General features: G+C 68.8%; 18 protein-coding genes. 8 read left to right on the top strand and 10 right to left on the bottom strand.

Annotated elements, in window-relative coordinates:
- Both mdoH and opgC read left to right on the top strand, forming a co-directional pair.
- Window positions 1-2,040: glucans biosynthesis glucosyltransferase MdoH (gene mdoH, locus IC63_RS08130; protein WP_036718914.1), on the top strand; the 2,040-nt coding region annotated here is incomplete at its 5' end.
- Window positions 2,037-3,146, top strand: a complete 1,110-nt coding sequence (gene opgC, locus IC63_RS08135; protein ID WP_036718918.1) for an OpgC domain-containing protein — start codon at window positions 2,037-2,039, stop codon at window positions 3,144-3,146. The genes mdoH and opgC, both read left to right, overlap by 4 nt.
- A gap of 462 nt (window positions 3,147-3,608) precedes the next feature.
- On the opposite strand, the gene IC63_RS08145 is transcribed toward opgC, so the two are convergent.
- The gene (locus IC63_RS08145) at window positions 3,609-4,520 is read right to left on the bottom strand and encodes a LysR family transcriptional regulator (protein ID WP_052041999.1); all 912 of its coding nucleotides are present in this window, start codon (window positions 4,518-4,520) and stop codon (window positions 3,609-3,611) included.
- Window positions 4,521-4,645: 125 nt separating this feature from the next.
- Here IC63_RS08145 and IC63_RS08150 point away from each other — a divergent pair, with 125 nt between their 5' ends.
- Window positions 4,646-5,854, top strand: a complete 1,209-nt coding sequence (locus IC63_RS08150; RefSeq protein ID WP_036718924.1) for an acyl-CoA dehydrogenase — start codon at window positions 4,646-4,648, stop codon at window positions 5,852-5,854.
- Window positions 5,851-7,017 (top strand): CaiB/BaiF CoA transferase family protein, encoded by a 1,167-nt coding sequence (locus IC63_RS08155; protein ID WP_036718925.1) that lies wholly within the window; start codon window positions 5,851-5,853, stop codon window positions 7,015-7,017. Before IC63_RS08150 ends, IC63_RS08155 begins: the two co-directional genes overlap by 4 nt.
- Here IC63_RS08155 and IC63_RS08160 read toward each other — a convergent pair.
- The 8 genes from IC63_RS08160 to cysQ all read right to left on the bottom strand — a co-directional run bounded on the left by IC63_RS08160 (window position 6,984) and on the right by cysQ (window position 16,124).
- A complete protein-coding gene (locus IC63_RS08160) occupies window positions 6,984-8,372 on the bottom strand; it encodes a hypothetical protein (RefSeq protein ID WP_036718928.1) in 1,389 nt (462 codons plus the stop codon). The two genes, IC63_RS08155 and IC63_RS08160, sit on opposite strands and share 34 nt — an antisense overlap.
- Before the next feature lie 54 nt (window positions 8,373-8,426).
- Window positions 8,427-10,238 (bottom strand): beta-1,6-N-acetylglucosaminyltransferase, encoded by a 1,812-nt coding sequence (locus tag IC63_RS08165; protein ID WP_232222551.1) that lies wholly within the window; start codon window positions 10,236-10,238, stop codon window positions 8,427-8,429.
- The gene (locus tag IC63_RS08170; protein ID WP_084115639.1) at window positions 10,235-11,167 is read right to left on the bottom strand and encodes a glycosyltransferase family 2 protein; all 933 of its coding nucleotides are present in this window, start codon (window positions 11,165-11,167) and stop codon (window positions 10,235-10,237) included. Before IC63_RS08170 ends, IC63_RS08165 begins: the two co-directional genes overlap by 4 nt.
- 201 nt (window positions 11,168-11,368) lie before the next feature.
- Window positions 11,369-12,346, bottom strand: a complete 978-nt coding sequence (locus IC63_RS08175) for a glycosyltransferase family 2 protein (protein ID WP_232222552.1) — start codon at window positions 12,344-12,346, stop codon at window positions 11,369-11,371.
- A gap of 100 nt (window positions 12,347-12,446) precedes the next feature.
- Complete coding sequence (gene galE / locus IC63_RS08180; RefSeq protein WP_036718930.1) at window positions 12,447-13,448, bottom strand: UDP-glucose 4-epimerase GalE; 1,002 nt, start codon at window positions 13,446-13,448, stop codon at window positions 12,447-12,449.
- Between the two features lie 4 nt (window positions 13,449-13,452).
- The gene (locus IC63_RS08185) at window positions 13,453-14,343 is read right to left on the bottom strand and encodes a UTP--glucose-1-phosphate uridylyltransferase (RefSeq protein WP_036718933.1); all 891 of its coding nucleotides are present in this window, start codon (window positions 14,341-14,343) and stop codon (window positions 13,453-13,455) included.
- A 175-nt stretch (window positions 14,344-14,518) separates the two neighbouring features.
- Window positions 14,519-15,319, bottom strand: coding sequence for a 3-deoxy-manno-octulosonate cytidylyltransferase (locus IC63_RS08190; protein WP_036718935.1), 801 nt, complete (start codon window positions 15,317-15,319; stop codon window positions 14,519-14,521).
- 4 nt (window positions 15,320-15,323) lie between these two features.
- Window positions 15,324-16,124 carry a 3'(2'),5'-bisphosphate nucleotidase CysQ gene (gene cysQ, locus IC63_RS08195; protein WP_036718936.1) on the bottom strand — a complete coding sequence of 267 codons (801 nt, stop codon included), beginning with the start codon at window positions 16,122-16,124 and terminating at the stop codon, window positions 15,324-15,326.
- A gap of 186 nt (window positions 16,125-16,310) precedes the next feature.
- Between cysQ and IC63_RS08200 the strand changes: the two genes are divergently transcribed.
- From IC63_RS08200 to radC, 4 genes are all read left to right on the top strand, one after another.
- The gene (locus tag IC63_RS08200; protein ID WP_036718939.1) at window positions 16,311-17,132 is read left to right on the top strand and encodes an ABC transporter permease; all 822 of its coding nucleotides are present in this window, start codon (window positions 16,311-16,313) and stop codon (window positions 17,130-17,132) included.
- A gap of 239 nt (window positions 17,133-17,371) precedes the next feature.
- On the top strand, window positions 17,372-19,282 hold the full coding sequence (gene dnaK, locus IC63_RS08205) for a molecular chaperone DnaK (RefSeq protein WP_036718942.1): 1,911 nt from the start codon (window positions 17,372-17,374) through the stop codon (window positions 19,280-19,282).
- Between the two features lie 102 nt (window positions 19,283-19,384).
- The gene (gene dnaJ / locus IC63_RS08210; protein ID WP_036718997.1) at window positions 19,385-20,545 is read left to right on the top strand and encodes a molecular chaperone DnaJ; all 1,161 of its coding nucleotides are present in this window, start codon (window positions 19,385-19,387) and stop codon (window positions 20,543-20,545) included.
- Between the two features lie 85 nt (window positions 20,546-20,630).
- Entirely contained in the window at window positions 20,631-21,437 is an 807-nt protein-coding gene (gene radC / locus IC63_RS08215) for a RadC family protein (RefSeq protein WP_036718943.1), read from the top strand.
- A 773-nt stretch (window positions 21,438-22,210) separates the two neighbouring features.
- Here radC and secA read toward each other — a convergent pair.
- The gene (gene secA, locus IC63_RS08220; RefSeq protein WP_036718945.1) at window positions 22,211-24,916 is read right to left on the bottom strand and encodes a preprotein translocase subunit SecA; all 2,706 of its coding nucleotides are present in this window, start codon (window positions 24,914-24,916) and stop codon (window positions 22,211-22,213) included.
- Between the last annotated feature and the right edge of the window lie 114 nt (window positions 24,917-25,030).

A 25,030-nucleotide genomic window follows, 5' to 3' on the forward strand; every position in this document is an offset into this window, starting at 1 on the left:
CCCCCCGAGGCGCCGCTGGCGATGCCGGCGCAGGATTTCCGCGCCACGCCGCCGCCCGGTCCCGCCCCACAGCCCCCTGCCCGCGAGGTCGTCTGGGCGCGGCTCATCACCTTTGGCGGCACGGCGCTGATCGTGCTGGTGGGCTTCTGGCAGATGATGCTGGTCTTCGGCGACCGCCCGCAATTGCTGCAGTGGCTGCTGCTGCCGTTCTTCACGCTCACCTTCGGCTGGGTCGGCTTCAGCTTCTGTTCCATGCTGGCCGGTCTGGTCGCCCGAGCCCCGCAGACCCCGGCCGATCCCGGCACGGCGCGGGTCGCGGTGGTGATGCCGGTCTATCACGAAGACCCGGCCGACAGCCTTGGCCTGCTGGCCGCGCTGGCCGATGAGCTGGACCAGGCCGGGATGGCGCGCCGGGCCGAGATCTTCGTCCTGTCCGACAGCCGCGATCCCGACTATTTCGCCGCCGAGACGCTGGCCGTCGCCGCCCTGCGCGAGACCTGCCCGCTGCCGGTCTGGTATCGACGCCGCACCGACAACACCGGCCGCAAGGCCGGCAACATCGCCGAGTTCGTGCGCCGCTGGGGCGGGCGCTATGACCAGATGGTGGTGCTGGACGCAGACAGCGTGGTCAGCGGCGACGCGATCCGGCAGATGAGCGCGCGGATGGCCGCCGATCCGGCGCTGGCGCTGATCCAGACGATCCCGATGCTGGTCGGCGGGCAGACGCTGTTCTCGCGGGTGATCCAGTTCGCCGGCCGGGTCTATGGCCCCCCCATCGCGCGCGGCGTCGCCGCGTGGTCGGGCGACGACGGCAATTTCTGGGGCCACAACGCGATGATCCGCGTCGCGGCTTTCGCCGCCTGCTGCGGCCTGCCCGAATTGCCGGGCAAGCCCCCCTTCGGCGGCACCATCCTGTCGCATGACTTCGTCGAGGCCGCGCTGCTGCGCCGCGCCGGCTGGAAGGTGCGGCTGGACTGGGACCTGCGCGCCAGCTACGAGGGCAGCCCGCCGACGCTGCTGGACATGGCCGTGCGCGAGCGCCGCTGGGCGCAGGGCAACCTGCAGCACCTGCGGCTGATCGGGGCGCGCGGCTTCAGCTGGGTCAGCCGGTTGCATTTCACCATCGGCGTGCTGGGTTTTCTGATGAGCCCGATCTGGCTGTCGATGATCCTTGTCGGCCTTGCGCTGACCGCCAAGGTGATCCTGTCGCGGCCGGAATATTTCCCGCAGACCTATCAGTTGTTCCCCGACTGGCCGACCTTCGATTCCGTCCGCATGACGTGGCTGTTCGCCGCCGCGATGGCGCTGCTGCTGGTGCCCAAGTTCGTCGCCGTCGGCCGCGCCTGGCGGCGGCCGCTGGCCGAGAATGTGGGCGGGCGGTCGCGCATCCTCGCCTCGGCGCTGTTTGAGATCGTGATGTCGGCGCTGATCGCCCCGGTGCAGATGCTGATCCAGACCCGCCAGATCGCCGAGATCCTGCAGGGGCGCAACTCTGGCTGGGAAAGCCAGGTCCGCAAGGGCTCGATGCCGCCGTGGGGGCTGGTGCTGCGGCGGCACGGGATCCATGTCGCGTCGGGGCTGGCGATCCTGCTGGTGGTCGCGTTCCTCGCGCCCGGTCAGCTGATCTGGCTGTCGCCGATCCTCGCCGGGCTGATCCTGTCGCCCGCGATCTCGCGGTGGAGCGCCTCGCCCGTCTTCGGCCGCTGGGCGCGCATGGCCGGGCTGCTGGTCACCCCCGAGGAACGCCAGCCGCCCGAGGTCCTGTCGGCGGCGCTGGCCCAGACCCGCCGGCTGCGGCTGGACGAGGATGCCGCCACGCTGCTGGGCCGCGACCCGGCGGCGCTGTCCCGCCACGTGGCGCTGCTGGCCCCGCTGCCCGAGCGCCCGGCCGCGCGGCGCCTGCCTGCCATCGCGGCCGAGGCCAAGATCGCGGCGGCATCCTCGCAAGCCGAGGCGCTGTCGTTCCTAGACCGCGCCGAGCGCGCCGCGCTGCTGTCCGACCCCAGGCTGCTGGAACGCTGGGCCGCGCTGCCGCGATGAGCCGGAACGCGACGCTGGACATGCTGCGCGGCTACGCGCTGGTCAGCATCATGCTGAACCACATGCCGCTGGGCTTTCTGCGGCAGTTCACCCTGGTCAACTTTGCCATCTTCGACGCGGCCGAGCTGTTCGTGCTGCTGTCGGGTTTCCTCGTCGGGTTGGTCTGGATCAAGGTCGAGGCGCACGAGGGGCTGCGCGCCGCCCAGTGGCGGTTCCTGCGGCGGGCCGGGCAGGTCTGGCTGGCGCTGGTGATCGGCGGGGTGCTGCTGGCGCTGCTGTCGCGCGGGCTGTTCGCGCTGGGGCTGGACCACACCGCGATCTGGTCGGAATACGCCCGCTGGATCGAAAAGTACCCCCTGCCCTATATCGGCACGCTGGCGCTGATGTGGATGCAGCCGAACCTGCTGGACGTGCTGGCGCTGTATGTCATCCTGCTGGCCTCGGCGCCGGTGCTGGTGCCGCTGCTGCTGCGCTGGCCGGTGGCCTTTGCCGCGGGATCGGTGGCGCTGTGGCTGGTGTCGGTGCCGCTGAACGCGATGCTGCCGAACCAGCGGGTCGAAGGCGGGCTGCTGTTCAACCCGTTCGGCTGGCAGCTGCTGTTCTTCACCGGGGTGGCGATGGGCGCGTTCCGGCACCGCTTCATGCCGGTGCTGCGGCGGCATCGGGGTTTGCTGACGGTGCTGGCACTGGCGGTCACGCTGTACAGCCTGGGGATGGCGACGCTGTGGCGCCTGGGCCCCGAGGGCAAGCGGCTGGCCGACATCATGTGGCATGCCGTGGGCGTCGTCGACAAATGGCCGCTGGACGGGATGCGCTATGCCGCCATCGTCGCTGCGAGCTGGCTTGTCGCGGTCCCCTTCGCCCGGCCGCTGGGGCTGTTCTCGGCCAGCGCGTTGGGCCGCGGGCTGGCGACGATCGGGCGCGGCGGGCTGTTTTCCTTCGTCTGCTGCGTGCTGCTGTCCGTGCTGGGCGACGCGATGGACGTGAACCCGCCGGGCGCGGGCGTGGCCCGCCGGCTGGGCGTCGACATCTGGGTGATCGCGGCCCTGTGGGTCCTGTCCGAGGCCTGGATGCGCCGGCCGAAACCCGCCGATGGCCGGCGTTAGCCTATTGTCCGATATAGACAAAATCATTGGCGAGACGGGTTTGACCGAAGCGTCTTTAGCCTGTCAAAATCAGACTTTTAACCAGTGCAAGAAAGCGATTTGCGATGCTGAAGTTCGTATTATTGACCGCCGCAGCCGCGGCTGTGGCCGGCTGTTCCATCAACCCCAAGGATTACGAGACGACCCCGGTCGTCGTGCAATCCGCAGCCGGTCCGGTGACCTGACAGCTTACACCCATGACCAGGTGACCTGGGGCCGCGCGGTCAGCCGTCCGGGCAACATGTCGGTCGAGACCGCCGACAATCTGTGCCGTCAGGAAGGCTGTCGCGTAATGCGCGGCGAATCGGCCGCCCCCGCCGCGGTTGCGGCGCCGGCCGAGGCGGACGTCGTGGTGGTGGACGCCGGGCTGCAAGCCCCACACGGCCCCTTTCAGGGCCCTCGAAACGCTCGACATGCCTCGGATCAGGACGTCCGGGGCATCGTCACATGCGGCTCCGCGCCGCCCAGCCACGCCTCGAAGCGCGCCATGGCCGGGCCGGGCTCGCGCGCCGGGCGGATCAGCGCATAGGGCGCAGGGCCGGGGATCGCGGTGTCGCCGATGCGCCGCAGGCTGCCATCGGCCAGCGCGTCGGCCACGAAGATGTCGGGCAGGATCGCCAACCCCATCCCCGCCCGCGCGGCGGCGAGGATCATCCCGAACTGCGCGAAACGCGGGCCGCGGCGGCCGTCGGTCTCGGCCGGCGCGCCGGCGGCGGCCAGCCAGTCGGCCCAGAGCTGCGGGCGGGTGGATTGCTGGATCAGCGGGAATTCGGACAGTCCCGCCGGATCGACCCGGCCGGTCCCGATCAGCGCCGGGGCCGCGACGACGATCAGCCGTTCCTCGGCCAACGGCGTCACTACCATGCCCGGCCGCGCCAGATCGGCACGCTGGATCGCCGCGTCGAAGGGGCTGTCGTCGAAATCGACCGGCCCCAGCTCGGCCGTCAGGTCGATCGAGACGTCAGGCGCCTCGGCCGCAAAGCGGGCCAGCCGGGGGATCAGCCACGCCGCCGCAAATGTCGGCAGCACCGCCAGCCGCAGCACCGCGCCGCTGCCCCCGAAAGCCATCACCATCCGGGCCGAGGCGTCGATCTGCGCCAGGATCGCCTGCGCGTCGCGGACCAGCGCCCGGCCGGCATCCGACAGGATCAGCCGCTGCCGCCGCCGGTCGAACAGCGCCACGCCCAGCCGATCCTCGAGCCCGCGGATCGAGCGGCTGACCGCGCTGGGGGTCAGCCCCAGCGCCTCGGCCGCCTGCGCGGCGGTGCCCAGACGGGCGCAGGCGACCAGCGCCGACAACTCGGCGACGCTGGGGGTGTGGCGGCTGCGGATCATGCGGAAAACTCAACAACCCGGGATCAGAAGTCGCTTTTTGCACGGGCCGGCCCGCGGTAGAAGGCGGAAATGTCGCAAGCGGGCCCGCCCGCGCAACGGACCTGCCCACGCAAAGGAGTAGCACGATGGCGCTGAAGCCCAAGGACGCCCCGGACCTGAACCGTTTCGACTGGGAAGACCCCTTCCGCCTGAACGACCAGCTGTCCGAGGACGAACGGATGATGCGCGACAGCGCCCGCGCCTATGCGCAGGAAAAGCTGGCCCCCCGCGTCATCGCCGCCTATCGCGAGGAAAAGACCGACCCCGCGATCTTCCGCGAAATGGGCGAGATGGGCCTGCTGGGCGTCACCGTGCCCGAGGAATACGGCGGGCTGGGCGCCTCGTATGTCAGCTACGGGCTGATCGCGCGCGAGGTCGAGCGGGTCGATTCGGGCTATCGCTCGATGATGTCGGTGCAATCGTCGCTGGTCATGTATCCGATCTATGCCTACGGCTCCGAGGAGCAGCGGATGAAATACCTGCCGAAGCTCGCCTCGGGCGAGTTCATCGGCTGTTTCGGCCTGACCGAACCCGACGCGGGGTCCGACCCCGGCGGGATGAAGACCACCGCGAAAAAGACCGCGAACGGCTATGTGCTGAACGGCTCGAAGATGTGGATCTCGAACTCGCCGATCGCCGACGTGTTCGTGGTCTGGGCCAAGTCGGACGCGCATGGCGGCAAGATCCGCGGCTTTGTGCTGGACAAGGGCACCAAGGGGCTGTCGGCGCCCAAGATAGAGGGCAAGCTGTCCCTGCGCGCCTCGATCACCGGCGAGATCGTGATGCAGGATGTCGAGGTCGGAGAGGACGCGCTGCTGCCGAATGTCGAGGGGCTGAAAGGGCCGTTCGGCTGTCTGAACCGCGCCCGCTATGGCATCAGCTGGGGCGTGCTGGGCGCGGCCGAGTTCTGTTTCCACGCCGCGCGGCAGTATGGGCTGGACCGCCACCAGTTCCGCCGTCCGCTGGCCCAGACGCAGATCTATCAGCTCAAGCTGGCCAACATGATGACCGAGATCACGCTGGGTCTGCAGGCGTCGCTGCAGGTCGGGCGGCTGATGGATGCCGCGCAGGCGGCGCCCGAGATGATCTCGCTGGTCAAGCGCAACAACTGCGGCAAGGCGCTGGACATCGCCCGCGTCGCCCGCGACATGCATGGCGGCAACGGCATTTCCGAGGAATTCCAGGTCATGCGCCACGCCGCCAACCTGGAAACGGTGAACACCTACGAGGGCACCCACGACGTCCATGCGCTGATCCTCGGCCGGGCGATCACCGGGCTGCAGGCCTTCGCGTGAGCGACGGGCGCGTCGGGGGGGCGCCGCTGAAGGGGCTGCGCGTCGTCGAACTGGCGCGCATCCTCGCCGGCCCGTGGATCGGCCAGACGCTGGCCGATCTGGGCGCCGAGGTGATCAAGGTCGAGGCACCCGAGGGCGACGACACCCGCCGCTGGGGGCCGCCCTTCCTGGACCGCCCGCTGCCGGATGGCGGGACGGAACGGGTGGCGGCGTATTTCCACGCCGCCAACCGCGGCAAGACCTCGATCACCTGCGACTTCGGCGATCCGGACGACCTGACGCGGCTGAAAGAGCTGATCGCCACGGCCGACGTGGTGGTGGAAAACTTCAAGGTCGGCGGGCTGCGCAAGTTCGGGCTGGATTACGAGACGCTGGCCGCCGCGAACCCGCGGCTGATCTATGCCTCGGTCACCGGCTTTGGCCAGGACGGGCCGCGGGCGACGCAGCCGGGCTATGATTTCCTGATCCAGGGCATGTGCGGGATCATGGACCTGACCGGCGAGCCGGGGGCTGAGCCGCAGAAGGTCGGCGTGGCGTGGATAGACATCTTCACCGGGCTTTACGGCGTGATCGGCATCCAGGCGGCGCTGGCCGAACGCGAACGCTCGGGGCTAGGCCAGCGGGTCGACCTGTCGCTGCTGGACGTGGGAGTCGCGGTGCTGGCCAACCAGGCGATGAACTATCTGGTCGGCGGCACGGTGCCGTCGCGGCTGGGGAACGCGCATCCGAACATCGTGCCCTATCAGGTGTTTCCGGCGTCGGACGGGCACGTGATCGTCGCCTGCGGCAATGACCGGCAGTTCGCCGGGCTGTGCCGGGCGCTGGCGCTGGGGCCGCTGGCCACGGACCCCGCCTATGCGACCAACCCGGCCCGGGTGACCAACCGCGCGGTGCTGTGCCCGCTGATCGCCGTGGCGACCTCGGCCCGCAGCCGCGCCGACATCATCGCCGCGCTGGAACGCGAGGGCGTGCCGGTCGGGCCGATCAACAGCGTCGCCGATGCGCTGGCCGAGCCGCAGGTCATCGCCCGCGGCCTGCAGATCGCGCCCGAGGGCATTCCCGGCCTGCGCACCCCGATCGCGTTCTCGCGCAGCGCGCTGATCTTGGACCGCGCCGCGCCGATGCTGGGTCAGGGCCTGTCGGAAAACCCGAAGGCGACGTAGTCGCGCAGATACGCGGCCTTGGCGGCGCGGCGCAGGTCGCCGTCGTCGAGGACCTCTGGCAGGCCGCCCGGTTCCGGCCCGTCCCGGTCGATGCCGGCGCTGCGGGCCAGAAAGCCCAGCTCGTCCGGCATCTGCGCCTCGCGCACCACCATGTCGGGGGCGGCAAAGCGGGCAAAGCCCGCCACCACTTCGGCCTGGGTGGCCCAGCCGGGATGGGTCGGGATCCCGGTCTGGCCGTTCAGGTTGCGGCGCAGGAAATCGAGCCACGCGAGGAACAGCGGCTGCGCGGCCGCGTCGTCCAGCGCCCCCAGCTGCGCCTCGTCGGGCAAGGGCACGCGGTGAACGCGGCGCAGCGTGTCGCGCAGGTCGGCATTCCCGCCGGTCAGCATGCTGCGGAAGGCGTCCCAGGCGCGCGGCAGCGGATGGCGCACGACGGTCAGGCTGCGGTGGCCGGGATGGGCGCGCTTCCACTGGCGCAGCGCGTTCTGGGTGAGGCCGCTGTCCACCGCGCCCAGGTCGCGCAGCCAGCGCGTGACGCGGCCGGTCGGCCCGCCCTTGACCGGCATGAACAGCAGCCCCTGCCCCGCGTCGCAGGTCAGCCAGGACGGCACGGCCGGGCCGCGATGCGGCTCGAACCCCGGGATGCGGTGCAGCTGGAACGGGTCGGTGGCGACGATCTCGGCCTGCATCGCCTCGAAGTTGTTGACCTTGTCGGCCATCTCGCGCGGGTTCTGCGGGACCTGGTCGCTGGCCGGGTCGACATGGGCGATGTCGGTGCGGCCCAGCCAGTGGACCAGCCCGGTCATCACGCCGGCGTCGCGCAGATCGTCGTAGTTCAGCCAGAACGCGGTCTGCCCGCGGACCTGCAGCGCGTGGTGGATGCGTTCCAGGAAGGACTGGTTGGCGGCCAGGTTCTCGCGGAACGCGATGGGGTCGAAGTCGACGCGGGCGGCGATCGGGGTTTCGGTCTCGTTCAGCTTCCACTGGTCGGTCGCATAGGCGAGTTGCGTCGACACCCAGCTGTCGGCGGGGTTGCGGGTCAGCACGATCTTGGCGCAGGTCGGGTCGTCCATCAGCGGATCGAACAGCCGCGGGTCGTGGTCGTGGAAATAGCGGAAGCCGCGAATCTTGCGGGCGCCGCGCGACTGCACGATCCGCTGCCACAGCGCCAGCGGGTCGGCGTCGCGGTCGGCCAGCGTCATGCCGTACATCTCCTCGTGGCCCGGCCAGCCGAGGATATAGGGGTTGAACGCCTCGCCCAGGCAGGCCAGTCCGTTGGCGTTCAGCGTCGCCTCGAGCAGGTTCGAGCCGGTCCGCATGCCGGCAAAGATCACGAAGCTGCTGAAATCGGTCATCGGGCTGTCTCTCGCGGGTTGGTCAGCCCCCTGTCGACTGCCACGGCGCCAAGGTCAACCGCCCGGCGCGGCCGTCTTGCCCGCGCGCCCCGCCCGATCCCCGCCCGGGCGGGCTTGCCCCGGCCGCGTGACGCCGCCGGTCAGCGCCCGCAGCAGGCGCGGATCGCCCATCTTGCGCGGCTTCAGCCCGGCGTTGCGCAGCTGGCGCAGCAGCCCCGCCACGCCGCGCATGTCGCGCAGCGGCGGCAGGGGCGGCAGCGCGGGGCCGGCGTCGGGGCGCAGGGTCTGGCACAGCGCGGTCAGCGCCTCCTCGGGATCGCCGAGGACGTCGGTCAGCGCCCAGCGCCGCACCCGCGCCTTGACCCAGACCGAATCGAGGATGTCCAGGAACGCGATCTCGGCCCGCTGCAGCTTGGCGGCCATCCGGCGCACGTCGTCGAACGGCATGTCCGACTGCAGCAGCGGCGCGATCCACGCCCCGGTCAGCACGAAGATCTGCGCGTTCGGGTCGGTCGCCATGAACCAGTTGAGCTTCTGCAGGTCGCGCGGCGAATACAGGAACCCCGGCATCCCGTCCGAGGACCGGATCAGCGAGGCCAGGAACCCCTGCGTGTCCAGATCGCGCAGCGCCGGGTTGGCGGACAGCGCCCCCGGCCCGATCATCTCGCCCGAGGCGAACTCGATTTCCTCGCGGTGCAGCAGGTGGCCGTGGATCTCGCGCCGGGTGGCATGGGCCAGCCATTCGCGCAGCCCCTCGAAGGCGTCGCCAAAGCCATAGATGACGCTGTAGCGCTGCGCGGTCTTGCCGTTCTCGGCGTCCTTGCGCGGAAACCGGCTTTGCATGTACAGCCCCGGCCGCCCCAGACGGCGGCGCTGCGCGGCGCGTTCTAGCAGCGCCTCGAGCCGTTCGGCGTCGGGCTCTTCGGCGACCTCGGCCGGGCTGGCGGACATCGGGAAGGCGTCGTACAGCGCCTTTGCGCCAGGCCAGATCTTGCGGGCGACGAAGATGTGGGAATTGGCCAGCAGCGCCAGGTGGTCGTCATAGAAGACGTAGGGCTTGCCCTGGTTGTCGAACTTGGCCAGCGTCAGCGACCGGCTTTCGATCCGCACCGAGTGGCGGCGCACGAGCGTCTGGAAATAGCTTTCATCGGGGATCCAGACCCGGCGGAAATAGCGGTCGAACTCGCGCCGCCGGGGGTCGTCCAGCACGGCGCGCAGGGTGCGGGCGGTCAGGCACCACCATTGCGACCCGATATGCGGCGCGACCCCCTGCGGCAGCCGCCGCTTGACGCCCAGCCGGCGCTGCAGCTGGACATAGCGGTCGAACAGCTTGCGGTTCTTGCGGAACGAGAACGGGAAATGCAGCGTGAAGCGTTCCTCGTTCAGCCCGCCGACGGTCCAGCCCACGTCGCTGACATTGACGCTTTCGATGAAATCCGCGTCGGGATAGCGGCTGAGAAAGGCCCGCAGCTCGGCCACCGGGCGCAGCGGCAGGCAGGACCCCGACACCAGCAGCACGTGGGTCAGATGGGGATGCGCGGTCAGCAGCGCCCGCGCCGCATCCTGCGTCGCCGCGACCAGCGAGAAGGTGCCCCAGCTGCACGACCGGCTGGGCGCATAGACCGCGGCCGTGCCCTCGAGCGCGCGGTGCAGCTGGGCGACCTCGGGTTCCGGGGCCTTGCTGTCGACGTGCAGCGCCACGCAGGCCCCGCCATCGGCCCAGATCCGCGCCATCCGCGCCGCCAGCGGCAGGTTCTCGTGGCACAGCATCACCACGCCCAGCTGGACGGTCGCCGCCTCGGGCGCCGGCGCCGCGGGGTGCGGCGGCACCAGGACCGGCATCGGCCGCGGGCGGATGCTGTTCATGCCCAGTTCCCCCGCGAGATCAGCCCGACCTCTTCCAGCTGCCGCCAGTCGCGATAGCGGCGCGATTGCGGGCACCAGAAATCCGCCGCGTCCTGCAGGCCCTGGTGATAGGCGCGGTATTCCTGGCTGTCGGCGTAATGCTGGCGGCGGTCCAGCTCTTCGGCCGACTTGGCGATGAAGGTGGACAGGAACTTGGCGTGCAGCAGCGCGCCCGAGGCCATTTCCCCGCCATCCTGGTCATAGACCAGGTTCAGCGACCGCGGCAGCAGCATGTGGGTCGAGCTGGCATAGGCAAAGCGCCGCTGCCAGCGGACCAGCGGGATCTTGTTCAGCGCCGGCGCCGACTGCGGCTGGTCGGCAAAGAAGCTGCGCGCGCGGGGGCCGCCCTGGATCCACAGGTTCAGGAACTTGCGGTTCTTGCGGATCGCATAGTTGGCGGGGTCGAACCAGGCTGCGATCTCGAACGGGTCCTGGCCCTCGCGATAGGGCTGATCGGTGATCGGACCCTTGGGATACATGTCCAGCAGCATGGCCGAAAACGACCGCTGCCCCGACGATTCCAGCCAGTCGGTCAGCGCCCGCAGCGGCCGGGTGTTCACATGCGGATAGACGAGGAACTCGTCCGGATCGACGGTCAGGCACCAGTGCCCCGCACCATAACGGCGCAGCAGGTGGTTCAGCCAGTCCATCCCGAAGCGCGACCCCTTGTAGCTTTCCCCGGTCGTCCACAGCGACACGTCCGGCTGGTCGGCGAGGAATTCGCGGCTGCCGTCGTTGCTGTCGTTGTCCACGATCAGGAAATGGTCGATGCCGATGCCGCGGTAGTAGTCGAGGAAATAGGGCAGCCGCACCCGTTCGTTGCGCAGCGTGACGAGGGCGAGGATCGCGTTCGGCGCGATCTGGGCGGTGCGGTTGCGCAGCGACGTCATCCGGCGCCCCCGCACCAGTGCCCGCGCAATATAGTACTGACGCCGGGCACGCAGGCGGATCAGAGTTCCGAGGCGCTTGATGAACCGTCGCAAACGCAGGACCCGAAAACTGGAGACAACTCTTGAACCAACGCGGCTGTGCCGGTTGAGCGGACGTGAGTCAACTGCAACCAGAGCGAACCTGTCGATAAGGGCAAGTCGTTAACGCCGTTCCGTTCCCACGCCCGGCCCGGGCCAGCCGCCATCGGCCATGAGGCCGGCGGCGACCAGGCTTTCCCAGCCCCGAAGCCGCCGGGCGCCGGGCACCCACAGATCGGGATTCGCGGCGACCGCCTCGTAATAGGCATGAAACGCCCCGGGGTCGTGGAAATGCTGGCCGCGGGCCTGTTCCTGCCGGGATTTCGCCACCACGCCGGGCAGGAACTTGGTGTGCAGCAGCGCCCCGGACAGGCGCGGATCGCCGGGGCCGTCCCAGGCATCGTTCATCCGCGCGGGCAGCATCGAATGGGTCGAGTTCACATAGACGAACCCCCGCCGCCAGCGCACCAGCGGCAGCTTGTTCAGGGTCGGCGCCCGCTCTGGCCGGTCGGCGAAGAAGGCGCGGTCGCGCACCCCGCCCTGTACCCAGCGGTTGCGCATCGGGTGCTGGACGCGGCAGCGATAGCCCTCGGCGTCGAACCATTCCAGCCGGGCCAGCGCCGCGGCGTCGTCCGGGGGCGGATCCGGCAGCAGCGGCCCTTTCGGGAACAGCTCGACCATCAGCGCCCCCAGCGCGGTGACGCCGCGCCGGTCCAGTTCGGCGGTCAGGTCGCCGAGGCGGGCGCGGTCGTCATGGGGAAAGACGAACAGCTCGTCGGCATCCAGCGTCAGGCACCAGCGCCCGGACCCGAAGCGGGTCAGCAGCCAGTTGGTCCAGTCCCGGCCAAAGCGCGACCCGCGATAGCTTGCGGTGGTGGTCCACATCGACACGTCCGGCTGCGCGGCCAGATAGGCGGCGCTGCCGTCGTCGCTGGCATTGTCCACAATCAGGAAATGCCCCGCCCCGATCCGCCGGTGATGGTCCAGCCACTGCGGCAGACGCTCGGCCTCGTTGCGGACCACCGCGACGACCAGCGGTCGCCGCGCGTCCGTCCGGTCCAGGCGGAACTGCACCCGGGCCAGGTCGCGGCGGCTGCGCACGGCGCGCCACAGGATGCGCTGGCGTTTCCACCTCAGCCGCAGACGGGTCGCCGGCGGAACACTCGGGCCGGGATGCAAGGGGGGGGTCGGGCCGGTCACATCAGCCGGAGTAATGGCCCGTCTGGTGCCACCGCCACGCATCCGCGATCATCAGCGGCAGGGTCGACCGATCCGGCCGCCAGCCCAGCACCCGCCCGGCCTTTTCGCTGCCCGACACCAGCTTTACGGCGTCGCCGGCGCGGCGCGGGCCGTCCTGCATCGGGACCGGGCGGTTGGTGACGTGGCGCGAATGGTTCACCACCTCGCGCACCGAAAACCCGTTGCCGGTGCCGAGGCAGAAGACCTCGGTCCCGCCCCGGGGCAGCGCCTCGCCCTTGCGCAGCCAGCCCAGCCCCAGCACATGCGCGTCGACCAGGTCCATCACATGCACATAGTCGCGGATGCAGGTGCCGTCCTGGGTCGGATAGTCTGTGCCGTGGATGGTCAGCGCCGGGCGCTTGCCGTCGATCGCGTCAAGGATCAGCGGGATGAGGTGGGTCTCGGGCTGGTGGAACTCTCCGACCTCGCTGTCGGGATCGGCGCCCGCGACGTTGAAATAGCGGAAGATCACCGACCGCAGCCCGGACGCCGCGCCGAAGTCGCGCAGCATGTCCTCGATCGCGCGCTTGGACGCGCCATACGCGTTCAGCGGCAGCTGCGGGGTGGTCTCGTCCAGCACCACGCCGTCATGGTCGCCATAGGTCGCGCAGGTGGACGAAAAGACGAAATCCCGCACGCCCGCCGCGACCGTTGCCTCGATCAGGTTCAGCGAGGCGCAGACATTGCCGCGCCAGTACTTGCCCGGCGCGGCCATCGCCTCGCCGACCTGGCTGAGGGCGGCGAAATGCATGACCGCGACCGGGTTGTGCCTGGCGAACACCTCGTCCAGCTGGGCGCGGTCCAGCAGGTCGCCTTCCTCGCAGCAGCCGAACTTGACCGCCTCGCGCCAGCCGGTGCAGAAATTATCGTAGGTGACGGGGATGAACCCCGCCCGGGCCAGCGCCTTGCAGGCATGCGACCCGATATAGCCGGCGCCGCCGGTGACCAGAACCTTGTCGGCCATCGGCTTATTCCGCCGCCTTCCGCATCGCGATCACGTCGTGCAGGTATTCGGCGAACTCGTCCTTGAGATCGTCGCGCGCCAGGCCAAAGGCCACCGTCGCCTGCAGGAAGCCCGCCTTGGACCCGCAGTCATAGCGCTGCCCGCGGAAGCGCAGGCCAAAGACCGGACGGCCTTCCTCGATCTCGTCGGCGATGGCGTCGGTCAGCTGGATCTCGCCGCCCGCGCCCTGCTTGAGCTTGTTGAGGTTTTCCATGACCGTCGGCGCGAGGATGTAGCGCCCGATCACCGCGAGGTTCGAGGGCGGGTTTTCCTTGGGCTTTTCGACCATCCCGCGGGCGCGGACGATGGCGCCCATGTCCTCGGCGATGTCCAGCACGCCATAGGACCGGGTCTTTTCCATCGGCACTTCCATCGTCGCCACCATGCTGCCGCCGGTTTCGTGATGGGCCTCGATCATCTGCTGCAGGCAGGGCGGGTCGCCGGCGATCACGTCGTCGGTCAGCACCACGGCGAACGGCTCATCACCGATCAGGCGGCGGGCGCACCAGACCGCGTGGCCCAGCCCCATCGCCTTGTGCTGGCGGATATAGGCGATCGCGCCGGATTCCATGTTGGTGTGGCGCAGCAGTTCCAGCAGGTCGTCCTTGCCGGACTTGCGCAGGGTGTTTTCCAGCTCGTGCGCGTGGTCGAAATAGTCTTCCAGCGCGCCCTTGCCGCGCGAGGTGACGAAGATGAATTCCTTGATCCCGGCCGCGCGAGCCTCGTCGATCGCGTACTGGATCAGCGGGCGGTCGACCAGCGTCATGATCTCTTTCGGGATCGACTTGGTGGCGGGAAGGAAACGGGTGCCCAGACCGGCCACGGGAAAGATCGCCTTGGTAACCTTGCGCTGCATCAAAGAACTCCACTCAAGGGCCGGGGGCGGCCGGTCCCATTATCCACGTCAAACGTCCCGCCAGCAAGTCGCGGGCCAAGTCCGCGCGGGAAACCGCTGCATCGCAGCAAAGTTCCGCGCCGCGCTGCAAAAAGCTGCCCGGCGGCGACCGGGCCTGCAGCGGCCGGGCCGCGCGTCAGGCAAGGCCCATGCGCTGCATCATCTGTTCGATCCGCGCGACGTCGGCGGGGTTGTTCAGCTCCCAGAACTCGCGGTCGCGGGCCTCGACCTCGACGCACAGGACCGGGCGGCCGTGTTCCAGGAACCGCAGCTGTTCCAGCCCTTCCAGCCGTTCCAGCGTGCCTTCGGGCCAGGCCGCATAGGCGGTCAGCGCGGCGGGGCGATAGGCGTAGACGCCGACATGGTGAAACACCGGGCTGGGTGATTCGGGCGCCACCTCGTGCCCCACATAGGGGATCACCTCTTTCGAGAAATACAGCGCTTGCCGATCGACGCCAAAGACCGCCGTCGTGCCGCCGACCCGGCCAGCGGCGCGGTCGGCGATCAGGTCGGCGCGCATCGCGCCCGAGCAGTTCAGAACCGGCGTCGCCACCTCGGCCGCGGGCGCGGCGCGCAGACCGGCGATCAGGTCCTCGACGAACCAGGCGGGGGTCAGCGGCGCGTCGCCCTGCAGGTTGACGATCATCTCGGGGGGGACGGGCAGTTGCCCCAGTACCTCGGCGCAGCGCTCGGTGCCGTTGCGGCAGGCGGTCGAGGTCATCGCCACCTCGGCCCCGAAGCCCGCGGCGTGGTCGGCGATGCGGTCGTCGTCGGTGGCGACGATCACCCGGTCCACGCCGGACACCGCCATCGCGGCATCCCAGCTGCGCCGGATCAGGCTGCGGGCCGCGCCGCCCGCCCCGCGCAGTTCGACCAGCGGCTTGCCGGGATAACGCGAGGACTGGAAGCGGGCCGGGATGACGATGACCACCGACATGGGCTCAGCCCTGCGGGTGCAGCAGCACCCCTGGCGCATAGGCGATGAAGAACGGGTTCTCGAACCCCGGCTTGCCATAGGTCAGCGCACTGTGGTCGTCGAAGCGCACCACCTCGCCCCCCGCCCCGCGCAGCACGGCGTCGCCGGCCGCGGTGTCCCATTCCATCGTCCGGCCGAGGCGCGGATACAGGTCCGCCTCTCCGGTCGCGACGAGGCAGAATTTCAGCGACGACCCGGCCGAGGTCATGTCCCGCACGCCGTACTGGGCGATATAGTCGTCGGTGGCCCGGTCGCGGTGGGATTTCGAGGCGACGACCATCAGCGCGCGATTGTCGGGCATGGCGTTGACCCCGATCGGATGGGTCGCGCCCGGCTGCGCCCCGAACGGCCCGGTTTCCTCGACCGAGCGGCCATCTGCGGTGGTATAGAACAGCCGCCCCTTGGCCGGCGCATAGACCACGCCGCGCACCGGCACGCCGTTTTCGACATAGGCGATGTTGACGGTGAAATCGCCGCGGCGCTGGACGAATTCCTTGGTCCCGTCCAGCGGATCGACGATCAGGAAGGTGGACAGCGTCTGCCCGTGGGTCGCGGCCTGTTCCTCGGTCACCAGCGCCACCTCGGGGAAGGCCGCGCGCAGCCCGGCCGAGATCAGCGCGTCGGCGGCCTCGTCGGCCTCGGTCACCGGCGAGGCGTCGGACTTGGACTTCACCTCGAAATCGGGGCCGTCATAGATTGCCATGATTCGCGCGCCCGCCTCGATCGCGAGGCGCCGCATTTCCGAGGTCAGTCGGTCGAATTGCATGGATTTCCCTCTCGTGCGGCGAGCCCCTGCCAGAGTTGTGTCCGGCAGCGCGATTGAATCATCTCGTTCCCGGACTTATGATCCGCGCCGGGCCGATGAGCAAGCCGGGCCCCCGTTCGCCGCCTGTCGGGCCGCCGCGGCCCCTTGCCCCACTCCCGAGTCCCAGTCCCCCGAGGGCCGCCTGCCATGTTCGTCCAGCGCCGCAACCGCAATCTCGTCCAGGCGGCGTTCACGACGCTGGCGCTGATCTATCACCAGACCGTCCACACCCTGCGCCAGACCCATGCCAATGCAGTGATCGGCATCCTCATCACCATGATGCAATCGGTGCTGATGGTGGCGGGTTTCCTGGCCATGTACTGGGTCATGGGCGTCAAGCGCTCGCCCATCCGCGGCGACTTCCTGCTGTTCATCATGTCCGGGATCTTCATGTTCATGGCCTTCAACGGCGCCATGGCCAAGGTCTCGGGCGCCGGCAAGTCGACCAACCAGATGATGAAGCACGGGCCGCTGAACACCGCCATCGCCATGTCGGGCGCGGCGCTGGCGGCGCTTTACACCAACGTGCTGTCGGCGCTGGTGCTGATCTCGATCTATCACATGCTGATCAACCCGATCGAGATCGAGAACTGGCGCGGCACGCTGGCGATGCTGGTGCTGGCGTGGTTTTCGGGATCGGCGCTGGGGCTGGTGTTCCTGTCCATCCGCACCTGGTTCCCGGTGCCGGGGCAGATGATCAGCCAGGTCTTTGGCCGCGCCAACATGGTCGCCTCGGGCAAGATGTTCGCCGCCAACAACCTGCCCAACTTCATGCTGGCGATGTTCGACTGGAACCCGCTGTTCCACATCATCGACCAGACCCGCGGCTTCGTGTTCGTGAACTACACCCCGCACAATTCCAGCCTGAGCTATCCGATCTATGTCACGCTGGCGCTGCTGATGATCGGGCTGATGGCGGAGTTCGTGACCCGGAACTCGGCCTCGCTCAGCTGGGGCGCCGGGCGGTAACCGCACCGCGGCGCCTCCGCGCCGAGGGGCCGGGGACCGCCGCGGCGAGGGTTGCCGGCCGGCCCGTCGGACCCCGCCGCATCAACCGCGCTTCGCCCCGCTGTCGCGCTTGCACGCGAAAATCGCCGCCCTATATACCCTTGCGAAAGCCGGTTCGCCGGCATGTCAGCCAAGGGATCATGGCCCGGGGGCCGCAGCCGGACCCGTGCCGCACACATCGCCGCAAGAAAGGTAACAGAATGGCCAAAGTCATCGGGATCGACCTCGGGACCACCAACAGCTGCGTCGCCATCATGGACGGCAGCCAGCCGCGCGTGATCGAAAACGCCGAAGGCGCCCGCACCACCCCCTCGATCGTGGCTTTCACCGAAAGCGAACGGCTCGTCGGCCAGCCGGCCAAGCGCCAGGCCGTGACCAACCCCGAAAACACCATCTTCGCCGTCAAGCGCCTGATTGGCCGCCGCCTGACCGATGCCGAGGTCAAGAAGGACGAGAAGCTGGTTCCCTACAAGATCGTCGATGGCGGCAATGGCGACGCCTGGGTCGAGGCGCGGGGTGAAAAGTATTCGCCGGCGCAGATCAGCGCGATGATCCTGCAGAAGATGAAGGAAACCGCCGAGTCATATCTGGGCGAGACCGTCTCGCAGGCCGTCATCACCGTTCCCGCCTATTTCAACGACGCCCAGCGCCAGGCCACCAAGGACGCGGGCAAGATCGCCGGCCTGGAAGTGCTGCGGATCATCAACGAACCGACCGCCGCGGCGCTGGCCTATGGCCTGGACAAGAAGGACAGCAAGACGATCGCGGTCTATGACCTCGGCGGCGGCACCTTCGACATCACCATCCTGGAAATCGACGACGGCCTGTTCGAGGTGAAATCGACCAACGGGGACACGTTCCTCGGCGGCGAGGACTTCGACATGCGGATCGTCAACTTCCTGGCCGAAGAGTTCAAGAAGGAACACGGGGTCGATCTTACCAAGGACAAGATGGCGCTGCAGCGGCTCAAGGAAGCCGCCGAGAAGGCCAAGATCGAACTGTCCTCTGCGACCCAGACCGAGATCAACCAGCCGTTCATCTCGATGGACAAGAACTCGGGCGTGCCCCTTCACATGGTGGTCAAGCTGACCCGCGCCAAGCTGGAAAGCCTGGTCGGCGACCTCATCAAGAAGACGATGGACCCCTGCAAGGCGGCGCTGAAGGATGCCGGCCTCGCCAAGGGCGACATCGACGAGGTGGTGCTGGTGGGCGGCATGACCCGCATGCCCAAGGTGGTCGAGGAAGTGACCGCCTTCTTCGGCAAGGAACCCCACAAGGGCGTCAACCCCGACGAGGTGGTGGCGCTGGGCGCGGCCATCCAGGCCGGCGTGCTGCAGGGTGACGTCAAGGACGTCGTGCTGCTGGACGTGACCCCGCTGTCGCTGGGGATCGAGACCTTGGGCGGCGTGTTCACCCGCCTGATCGACCGCAACACGACTATCCCGACCAAGAAGTCGCAGACCTTCTCGACCGCCGAGGACAACCAGAACGCGGTGACGATCCGGGTATTCCAGGGCGAACGCGAGATGGCCGCGGACAACAAGCTGCTGGGCCAGTTCAACCTGGAAGACATCCCGCCGGCGCCGCGCGGCCTGCCGCAGATCGAGGTGACCTTCGACATCGACGCCAACGGCATCGTGTCGGTCTCGGCCAAGGACAAGGGCACCGGCAAGACCCAGAACATCACCATCCAGGCCTCGGGCGGCCTGTCGGACGAGGACATCGAGAAGATGGTCCGCGACGCCGAGGCGAATGCCGAGGCCGACAAGGGCCGCCGCGAACTGGTCGAGACCCGCAACCAGGCCGAAAGCCTGCTGCACTCGACCAAGAAGTCGCTGGAAGAGCATGGCGACAAGGTCGACAGCTCGACCGTCGAGGCGATCGAGCTGGCCTCGGGGGCGCTGGAAGAGGCGCTCAAGTCGGAAGACGCCGGCAAGATCAAGGGCGGCATCCAGAACCTGATGGACGCCTCGATGAAGCTGGGCGAGGCGATCTACAAGGCGGGTCAGGCCTCGGATGATGCGGGCGACCGCTCCGAGGGCCCGCGCGACGTGGATGACGACATCGTCGACGCCGATTTCGAGGATCTCGGCGAAGACAAGCGCAAGTAAGCGCGGATGAGAACCGGACCGGCCTGCGATCACCTCGCGGGCCGGTCTTTTCGTGAAGGGGTCCGCCCGCGCGGACCCCGCCCCGACGATCGACGGACCATGATGGCAAAACGCGATTACTACGACGTTCTTGGGATCGCCCGCGGCGCCAGCGCCGACGAGATCAAGCGGGCCTACCGCACCAAGGCCAAGTCGATGCACCCCGACCTCAACCCCGACTGCAAGGTCTCCGAGGGCGAGTTCAAGGAGGTGAACGAGGCCTATGACTGCCTTAAGGACCCCCAGCGCAAGGCCGCCTATGACCGCTTCGGCCATGCCGCCTTCGATGGTGGCGGGTTCGGGGGCTTCGGCGGCGGCCGCGGCGGCCAGGGAGATTTCGGCGCTGCCTTCGCGGATGTGTTCGAGGACCTGTTCGGCGAATTCGTCGGCGGCCGCCAAGGCGGCGGGGGCCGCGCCCGGGCCGCCCGTGGCCAGGACCTGCGCTATAACCTGCGGGTGACGCTGGAAGAGGCCTTTCAAGGGCTGGACAAGACCATCACCGTCCCCGGCGCCGTCGCCTGCGCCGAGTGCAACGGCACCGGCGCCGAGGGCGCCAGCGAGCCCGCCACCTGCCCCACCTGTTCGGGGATGGGCAAGGTGCGCGCCAGCCAGGGCTTCTTCACCGTCGAACGCACCTGTCCGACCTGCTCGGGCAACGGGCAGATCGTCAAGAACCCCTGCAAGGCCTGCGCCGGCGCTGGCCGCGTGGCCCAGGACCGCACCCTGTCGGTGACCATCCCCGCCGGCGTCGAGACCGGCACCCGCATCCGCCTCGCCGGCGAGGGCGAGGCCGGAATGCGCGGCGGCCCGGCGGGCGATCTGTATATCTTCGTCGAGGTGCGCGAGCACCCGATCTTTGTCCGCGACGGCAAGACGCTGGCCTGCCAGGTGCCGGTCGGCATGTCCACCGCCGCCTTGGGCGGCGAGGTCGAGGTGCCGACGATCGAGGGCGGCCGCAGCCGGGTCAAGGTCCCCGCCGGCAGCCAGACCGGCCGCCAGATGCGCCTGCGCGGCAAGGGCATGCCGCCGCTGCGCCACGGCGCGGGCATGAACGGCGAGCCGGGCGACATGGTGATCGAACTGGTCGTCGAGACGCCGGTGAACCTGACCGCGCGGCAGAAGGAACTGCTGCGCGAATTCGACGAGATCGCCGCCGACAACCACCCCCAGACCGCGAGCTTCTTTTCCAAGATCAAGGGGTTCTGGGACGGCTTGGGGGGCTGAACGCGGCCTTCTGGGGCTTTCGGGGATTTCTTTCGGCCCGAGCGCATTAACCGGCGTTTAACGACCGGTGTGGCAGGGTTCCTGCATGACAGCGAATCGTGCCTTTCAGGAAGCCCCGCCCGCGCTCTTCGGTCTTTTGCCGGCCGATGATGACTGCGTCCCGGTGGACATGCGCTCGGCCGGCCGGATGGCCGAACGGGCGATGGCGGCGACCCGCCCGCCCTCGTATATCGCCGATCACCGCGCCCGGCTGCGCGACCGCTTCATGCAGGGTGGTGCTGCGGCGATGCCGGATTACGAGCTGCTGGAACTGATCCTGTTCCGCGCCGTGCCCCGGCAGGACATGAAACCCGTCGCGCGGCGGCTGATGGACCACTTCGGCGACTTCAACCGGGTGCTGTCCGCGGAACCCGGCCAGCTGGGCCAGGTCGAGGGCGTGGGCCCCGCGATCATCGCCGAACTGAAGATCGTCGAGGCCTCGGCCCAGCGGCTCGCCCGGTCCCGGGTCATCAACCGCCCCGTGCTGACCAGCTGGGATGCGCTGCTGGATTACTGCCACACGACGATGGCCCATGCCGCGATCGAACAGTTTCGCGTCCTGTATCTGGACCGCAAGAACGTGCTGATCGCCGACGAACAACAGGCCCGCGGCACCGTCGATCACGTCCCGGTCTATCCGCGCGAGGTCGTCCGCCGCGCGCTGGAGCTGAACGCCAGCGCAATGATCCTGGTCCACAACCACCCCTCGGGCGATCCGACGCCCAGCCAGTCCGACATCACCATGACCCGCCAGATCATCGCCGCGGCCGAGACCATGGGCATCACGGTCCACGACCACCTGATCGTCGGCAAGAGCCGCGAGCTGAGCTTCCGCAGCTCGGGGCTGCTGTAGCGGCGAGGGACGGACGGTGACGGCGGATCGGGTGCGCGCGTAGGGCGAGGGGCGCACGGCGGGGACGGCTGGTTGCCGCTGGCTCGCAGGCAGCTGGCGGGCGGTCCGCCAAGGTAGTCAACACCAGCGCCCACCCCCCGGCCATGCGCGCCTTCGGCGACCGCAGGCTGACGCACACCGGGCTTTCAGCTTCACCGGGTGGGCAAGGCGACTGAGCGCACGGCGGGCGGTGGTGCCGCTCACAGCAGGCGGGAGGCTGGCCGACGGTCCGCCAAGGTAGTCAGCCGCAGCCCCCACCCCCGGCCATGCGCGCCTTCGGCGACCGCAGGCCGCACACCCGAGCTTTCAGCTTCACCGGGGGAAAGGCGAGCGGGCGAAGCGCGGAAACGGCTGGTGCCACTCACAGATGGCTGGCGGGCGGCAGACTGACCGTCCGCCAACTAGTCAACCGCAGCGCCTACCCCCGGCCATGCGCGCCTTCGGCTTGCAAGCTGTCGGATACCCGGGCTTTCGCCTAAAAGGGTAACACCCTGGTCTAAACGAACGTACCGATTTCCTGCGCCGACCCGAGACGCTCATCCCCTCGTCGCTCGGATCCCCGCCTTCTCGAGAAGACCCCGGCTGGTGGTCGCGGAAGGACGATCCTCCGCGGTAGCCACTTGCGCAGGCCGCATGAGCCCGGCGTGCCTCCCCTAGCGACTTGAGGTCCCCCACTCCGGTCCGACTTCAGCCCGTCGCGTTCCGGCCCAGCCCCGGCCCTCTGCCACTCCCCGTCAGACCAGCCGGCCGTGGCAGTTCTTGAACCGCTCGCCCGAGCCGCAGGGGCACGGGTCGTTGCGCGCCGGGTCGCCCCAGGTGGTCGGGTCGGTCTCGTCGAAGCCGGGGACGTGCGAGGAGACCTCGCCGCCCTCGGCCTCTGCGTGCTCGGGGTGCATCGCGGCGGCCTGCGCGGCCAGCTGCGCCTGGTACTGGCGCATCATCTCCTCGCGCTCGGCGTCGCTCAGCGGGCGGATGCGGGCGAGGTTCTGGGTCACGTCGCCGCGCAGCCCGTCCAGCAGGTTCTCGAACAGCTGGAACGCCTCGGTCTTGTATTCCGACAGCGGGTCGCGCTGCGCATAGCCGCGGAAGCCGACGACCGAGCGAAGATGCTCCAGCGTCACCAGATGTTCGCGCCACTTGCCGTCGATCTGCTGCAGGATCACCTGCTTTTCGATCTGCGCCATCTGCTCGGGGCCGAACTGTTCTGCCTTCTGCGCCATGTAGGCGTCGGTGGCGGCGCGGATCTTGTCGGCGACCCCCTCGCGGTCGACGCCGTCTTCCGAGGCCCAGTCGGCCACCGGCAGGTCCATGTTCAGCCGGTCGATCACAGCGGCGCGCAGGCCCTCGATATCCCATTGTTCAGCATAGGCCTTTTCGGGCAGGTATTCGTCCACCAGGTCGTCGATCACCTGATGGCGCATGTCGGCGGCGATGTCGCCCACGTCGTCGGCTTCCATGATCTCACGGCGCTGCGAGAAGATCGCCTTGCGCTGGTCGTTCATCACGTCGTCGAATTTCAGCAGCTGCTTGCGGATGTCGAAGTTGCGCCCCTCGACCTTGGCCTGGGCGCGCTCCAGCGACTTGTTCACCCAGGGGTGGACGATGGCCTCCCCCTCTTTCATCCCAAGCGTCGACAGCACCTTGTCCAGCCGCTCGGACCCGAAGATCCGCATCAAGTCGTCTTCCAGCGACAGGAAGAACAGCGACCGTCCGGGGTCGCCCTGGCGGCCCGACCGGCCGCGCAGCTGGTTGTCGATGCGGCGGCTTTCGTGGCGCTCGGTCGCCAGGACGAAAAGCCCGCCCGCGTTCAGAACGGCCTGCTTGTCCGCCGCATGCTCGGCCTCGATCCGGGCGCGCAACTCGTCGGGGTTGGCCTCGGGGTTCGCGGCCAGCGCCTGCATCACCTTCATCTCGACGTTGCCGCCCAGCTGGATGTCGGTGCCGCGTCCGGCCATGTTGGTGGCGATGGTCACCGCGCCGGGCTTGCCGGCCTCGGCGACGATATATGCCTCCTGCTCGTGCTGGCGGGCGTTCAGGACGTTGTGGGGGATGCCCTCGGCCTTCAGCATCCCGGACAGCATTTCCGATTTCTCGATACTGGTCGTGCCGACCAGCAGCGGCTGGCCGCGGCCATGCGCCTCGCGGATCGCCTCGATGACGGCGGCGTATTTCTCGGCCGCAGTGCGATAGACGCGGTCGTGCTCGTCCTGGCGCTGGATCGGGCGGTTGGTGGGGACCTCGACCACGCCCAGCTTGTAGATCTCGGCGAATTCCTCGGCCTCGGTAGCCGCGGTGCCGGTCATGCCCGACAGCTTGTCATACAGGCGGAAATAGTTCTGGAAGGTCACGCTGGCGAGCGTCACGTTCTCGGGCTGGATCTCGACGCCCTCTTTCGCCTCGATGGCCTGATGCAGCCCGTCCGACAGGCGGCGGCCAGCCATCATCCGGCCGGTGAATTCGTCGATCAGCACCACCTCGCCGTCCTTGACGACATAGTTCTGGTCGCGCCGGAACAGCTTGTGGGCGCGCAGGGCCTGGTTGGCGTGGTGGACGATGGTGGTCGATTCCGGGTCATACAGCGTCTGGCCCTGGGGCAGGATGCCCGCCGCCTGCAGGCGCTTTTCCATGAACTCGTTGCCATCCTCGGTATAGGTGGCGTTGCGGGTCTTTTCGTCCAGCTTGTAATGGGCCTCGGTCAGCTCGGGCACGATCACGTCCAGCAGCTTGTAAAGCTCGCTGCGGTCCTGCGACGGCCCCGAGATGATCAGCGGCGTCCGCGCCTCGTCGATGAGGATCGAGTCGACCTCGTCCACGATGGCGAAGAAATGCCCACGCTGGGTCATCTCCTCGATCGAGCCCTTCATGTTGTCGCGCAGATAGTCGAAGCCCAGCTCGTTGTTCGTGGCATAGGTCACGTCGGCCTTGTAGGCGGCGCGTTTCTCGTCGTCGGCTTGGAAGGGATAGACGACGCCGGTGGTCATCCCCAGCTGGGCAAAGACCTTGCCCATCCACTCGGCGTCGCGCTTGGCGAGATAGTCGTTGACGGTGACGACATGGACGCCCTTGCCGGCCAGCGCGTTCAGATAGGCCGGGAAGGTGGCGACCAGCGTCTTGCCCTCGCCGGTCTTCATCTCGGCGATGTTGCCCTGATGCAGGAAGATGCCGCCCATCAGCTGAGTGTCGAAGGCGCGCAGGCCCAGCGCCCGGCGCGCGGCCTCGCGGCAGTTGGCGAAGGCCTCGGGCAGCAGCCGGTCCAGCGGCTCGCCCGCCTGGGCGCGGCCCTGCAGCTCGCGCGTCTTGCCGATCAGGTCGGCGTCGGACATCTGCTGGAACTGCGGCTCCAGCGCGTTGATCTGCGCGACCAGCGGGCGGGTGGCTTTCACCTTGCGGTCGTTGGGCGTGCCAAAGATCGACTTGGCCAGATTTCCGATGCCGAGCATAACGTCCTGTCTGGTTTGGCGCTGACGGGCGCTTCCGCCCACTTGCCCCGACCGACGGCCTTGCCCTATCACGAGGCCTGAAAATCGGCGGCGGGCGCGCATTTTCGGTTGCGC

The organism is Paracoccus sphaerophysae (assembly GCF_000763805.1).
GTDB classification, from domain to species: Bacteria; Pseudomonadota; Alphaproteobacteria; order Rhodobacterales; family Rhodobacteraceae; genus Paracoccus; species Paracoccus sphaerophysae.

What these genes read in the sequence shown, in the direction of transcription:
- opgC (WP_036718918.1), top strand. Translation starts at nt 2,037, where the DNA reads ATGAGCCGGAACGCGACGCTGGACATGCTGCGCGGCTACGCGCTGGTC.
- IC63_RS08145 (WP_052041999.1), bottom strand. Translation starts at nt 4,520, where the DNA reads ATGATCCGCAGCCGCCACACCCCCAGCGTCGCCGAGTTGTCGGCGCTG.
- IC63_RS08150 (WP_036718924.1), top strand. Translation starts at nt 4,646, where the DNA reads ATGGCGCTGAAGCCCAAGGACGCCCCGGACCTGAACCGTTTCGACTGG.
- IC63_RS08160 (WP_036718928.1), bottom strand. Translation starts at nt 8,372, where the DNA reads ATGACCGATTTCAGCAGCTTCGTGATCTTTGCCGGCATGCGGACCGGC.
- IC63_RS08165 (WP_232222551.1), bottom strand. Translation starts at nt 10,238, where the DNA reads ATGAACAGCATCCGCCCGCGGCCGATGCCGGTCCTGGTGCCGCCGCAC.
- IC63_RS08170 (WP_084115639.1), bottom strand. Translation starts at nt 11,167, where the DNA reads ATGACGTCGCTGCGCAACCGCACCGCCCAGATCGCGCCGAACGCGATC.
- galE (WP_036718930.1), bottom strand. Translation starts at nt 13,448, where the DNA reads ATGGCCGACAAGGTTCTGGTCACCGGCGGCGCCGGCTATATCGGGTCG.
- IC63_RS08185 (WP_036718933.1), bottom strand. Translation starts at nt 14,343, where the DNA reads ATGCAGCGCAAGGTTACCAAGGCGATCTTTCCCGTGGCCGGTCTGGGC.
- IC63_RS08190 (WP_036718935.1), bottom strand. Translation starts at nt 15,319, where the DNA reads ATGTCGGTGGTCATCGTCATCCCGGCCCGCTTCCAGTCCTCGCGTTAT.
- cysQ (WP_036718936.1), bottom strand. Translation starts at nt 16,124, where the DNA reads ATGCAATTCGACCGACTGACCTCGGAAATGCGGCGCCTCGCGATCGAG.
- IC63_RS08200 (WP_036718939.1), top strand. Translation starts at nt 16,311, where the DNA reads ATGTTCGTCCAGCGCCGCAACCGCAATCTCGTCCAGGCGGCGTTCACG.
- dnaK (WP_036718942.1), top strand. Translation starts at nt 17,372, where the DNA reads ATGGCCAAAGTCATCGGGATCGACCTCGGGACCACCAACAGCTGCGTC.
- dnaJ (WP_036718997.1), top strand. Translation starts at nt 19,385, where the DNA reads ATGGCAAAACGCGATTACTACGACGTTCTTGGGATCGCCCGCGGCGCC.
- radC (WP_036718943.1), top strand. Translation starts at nt 20,631, where the DNA reads ATGACAGCGAATCGTGCCTTTCAGGAAGCCCCGCCCGCGCTCTTCGGT.
- secA (WP_036718945.1), bottom strand. Translation starts at nt 24,916, where the DNA reads ATGCTCGGCATCGGAAATCTGGCCAAGTCGATCTTTGGCACGCCCAAC.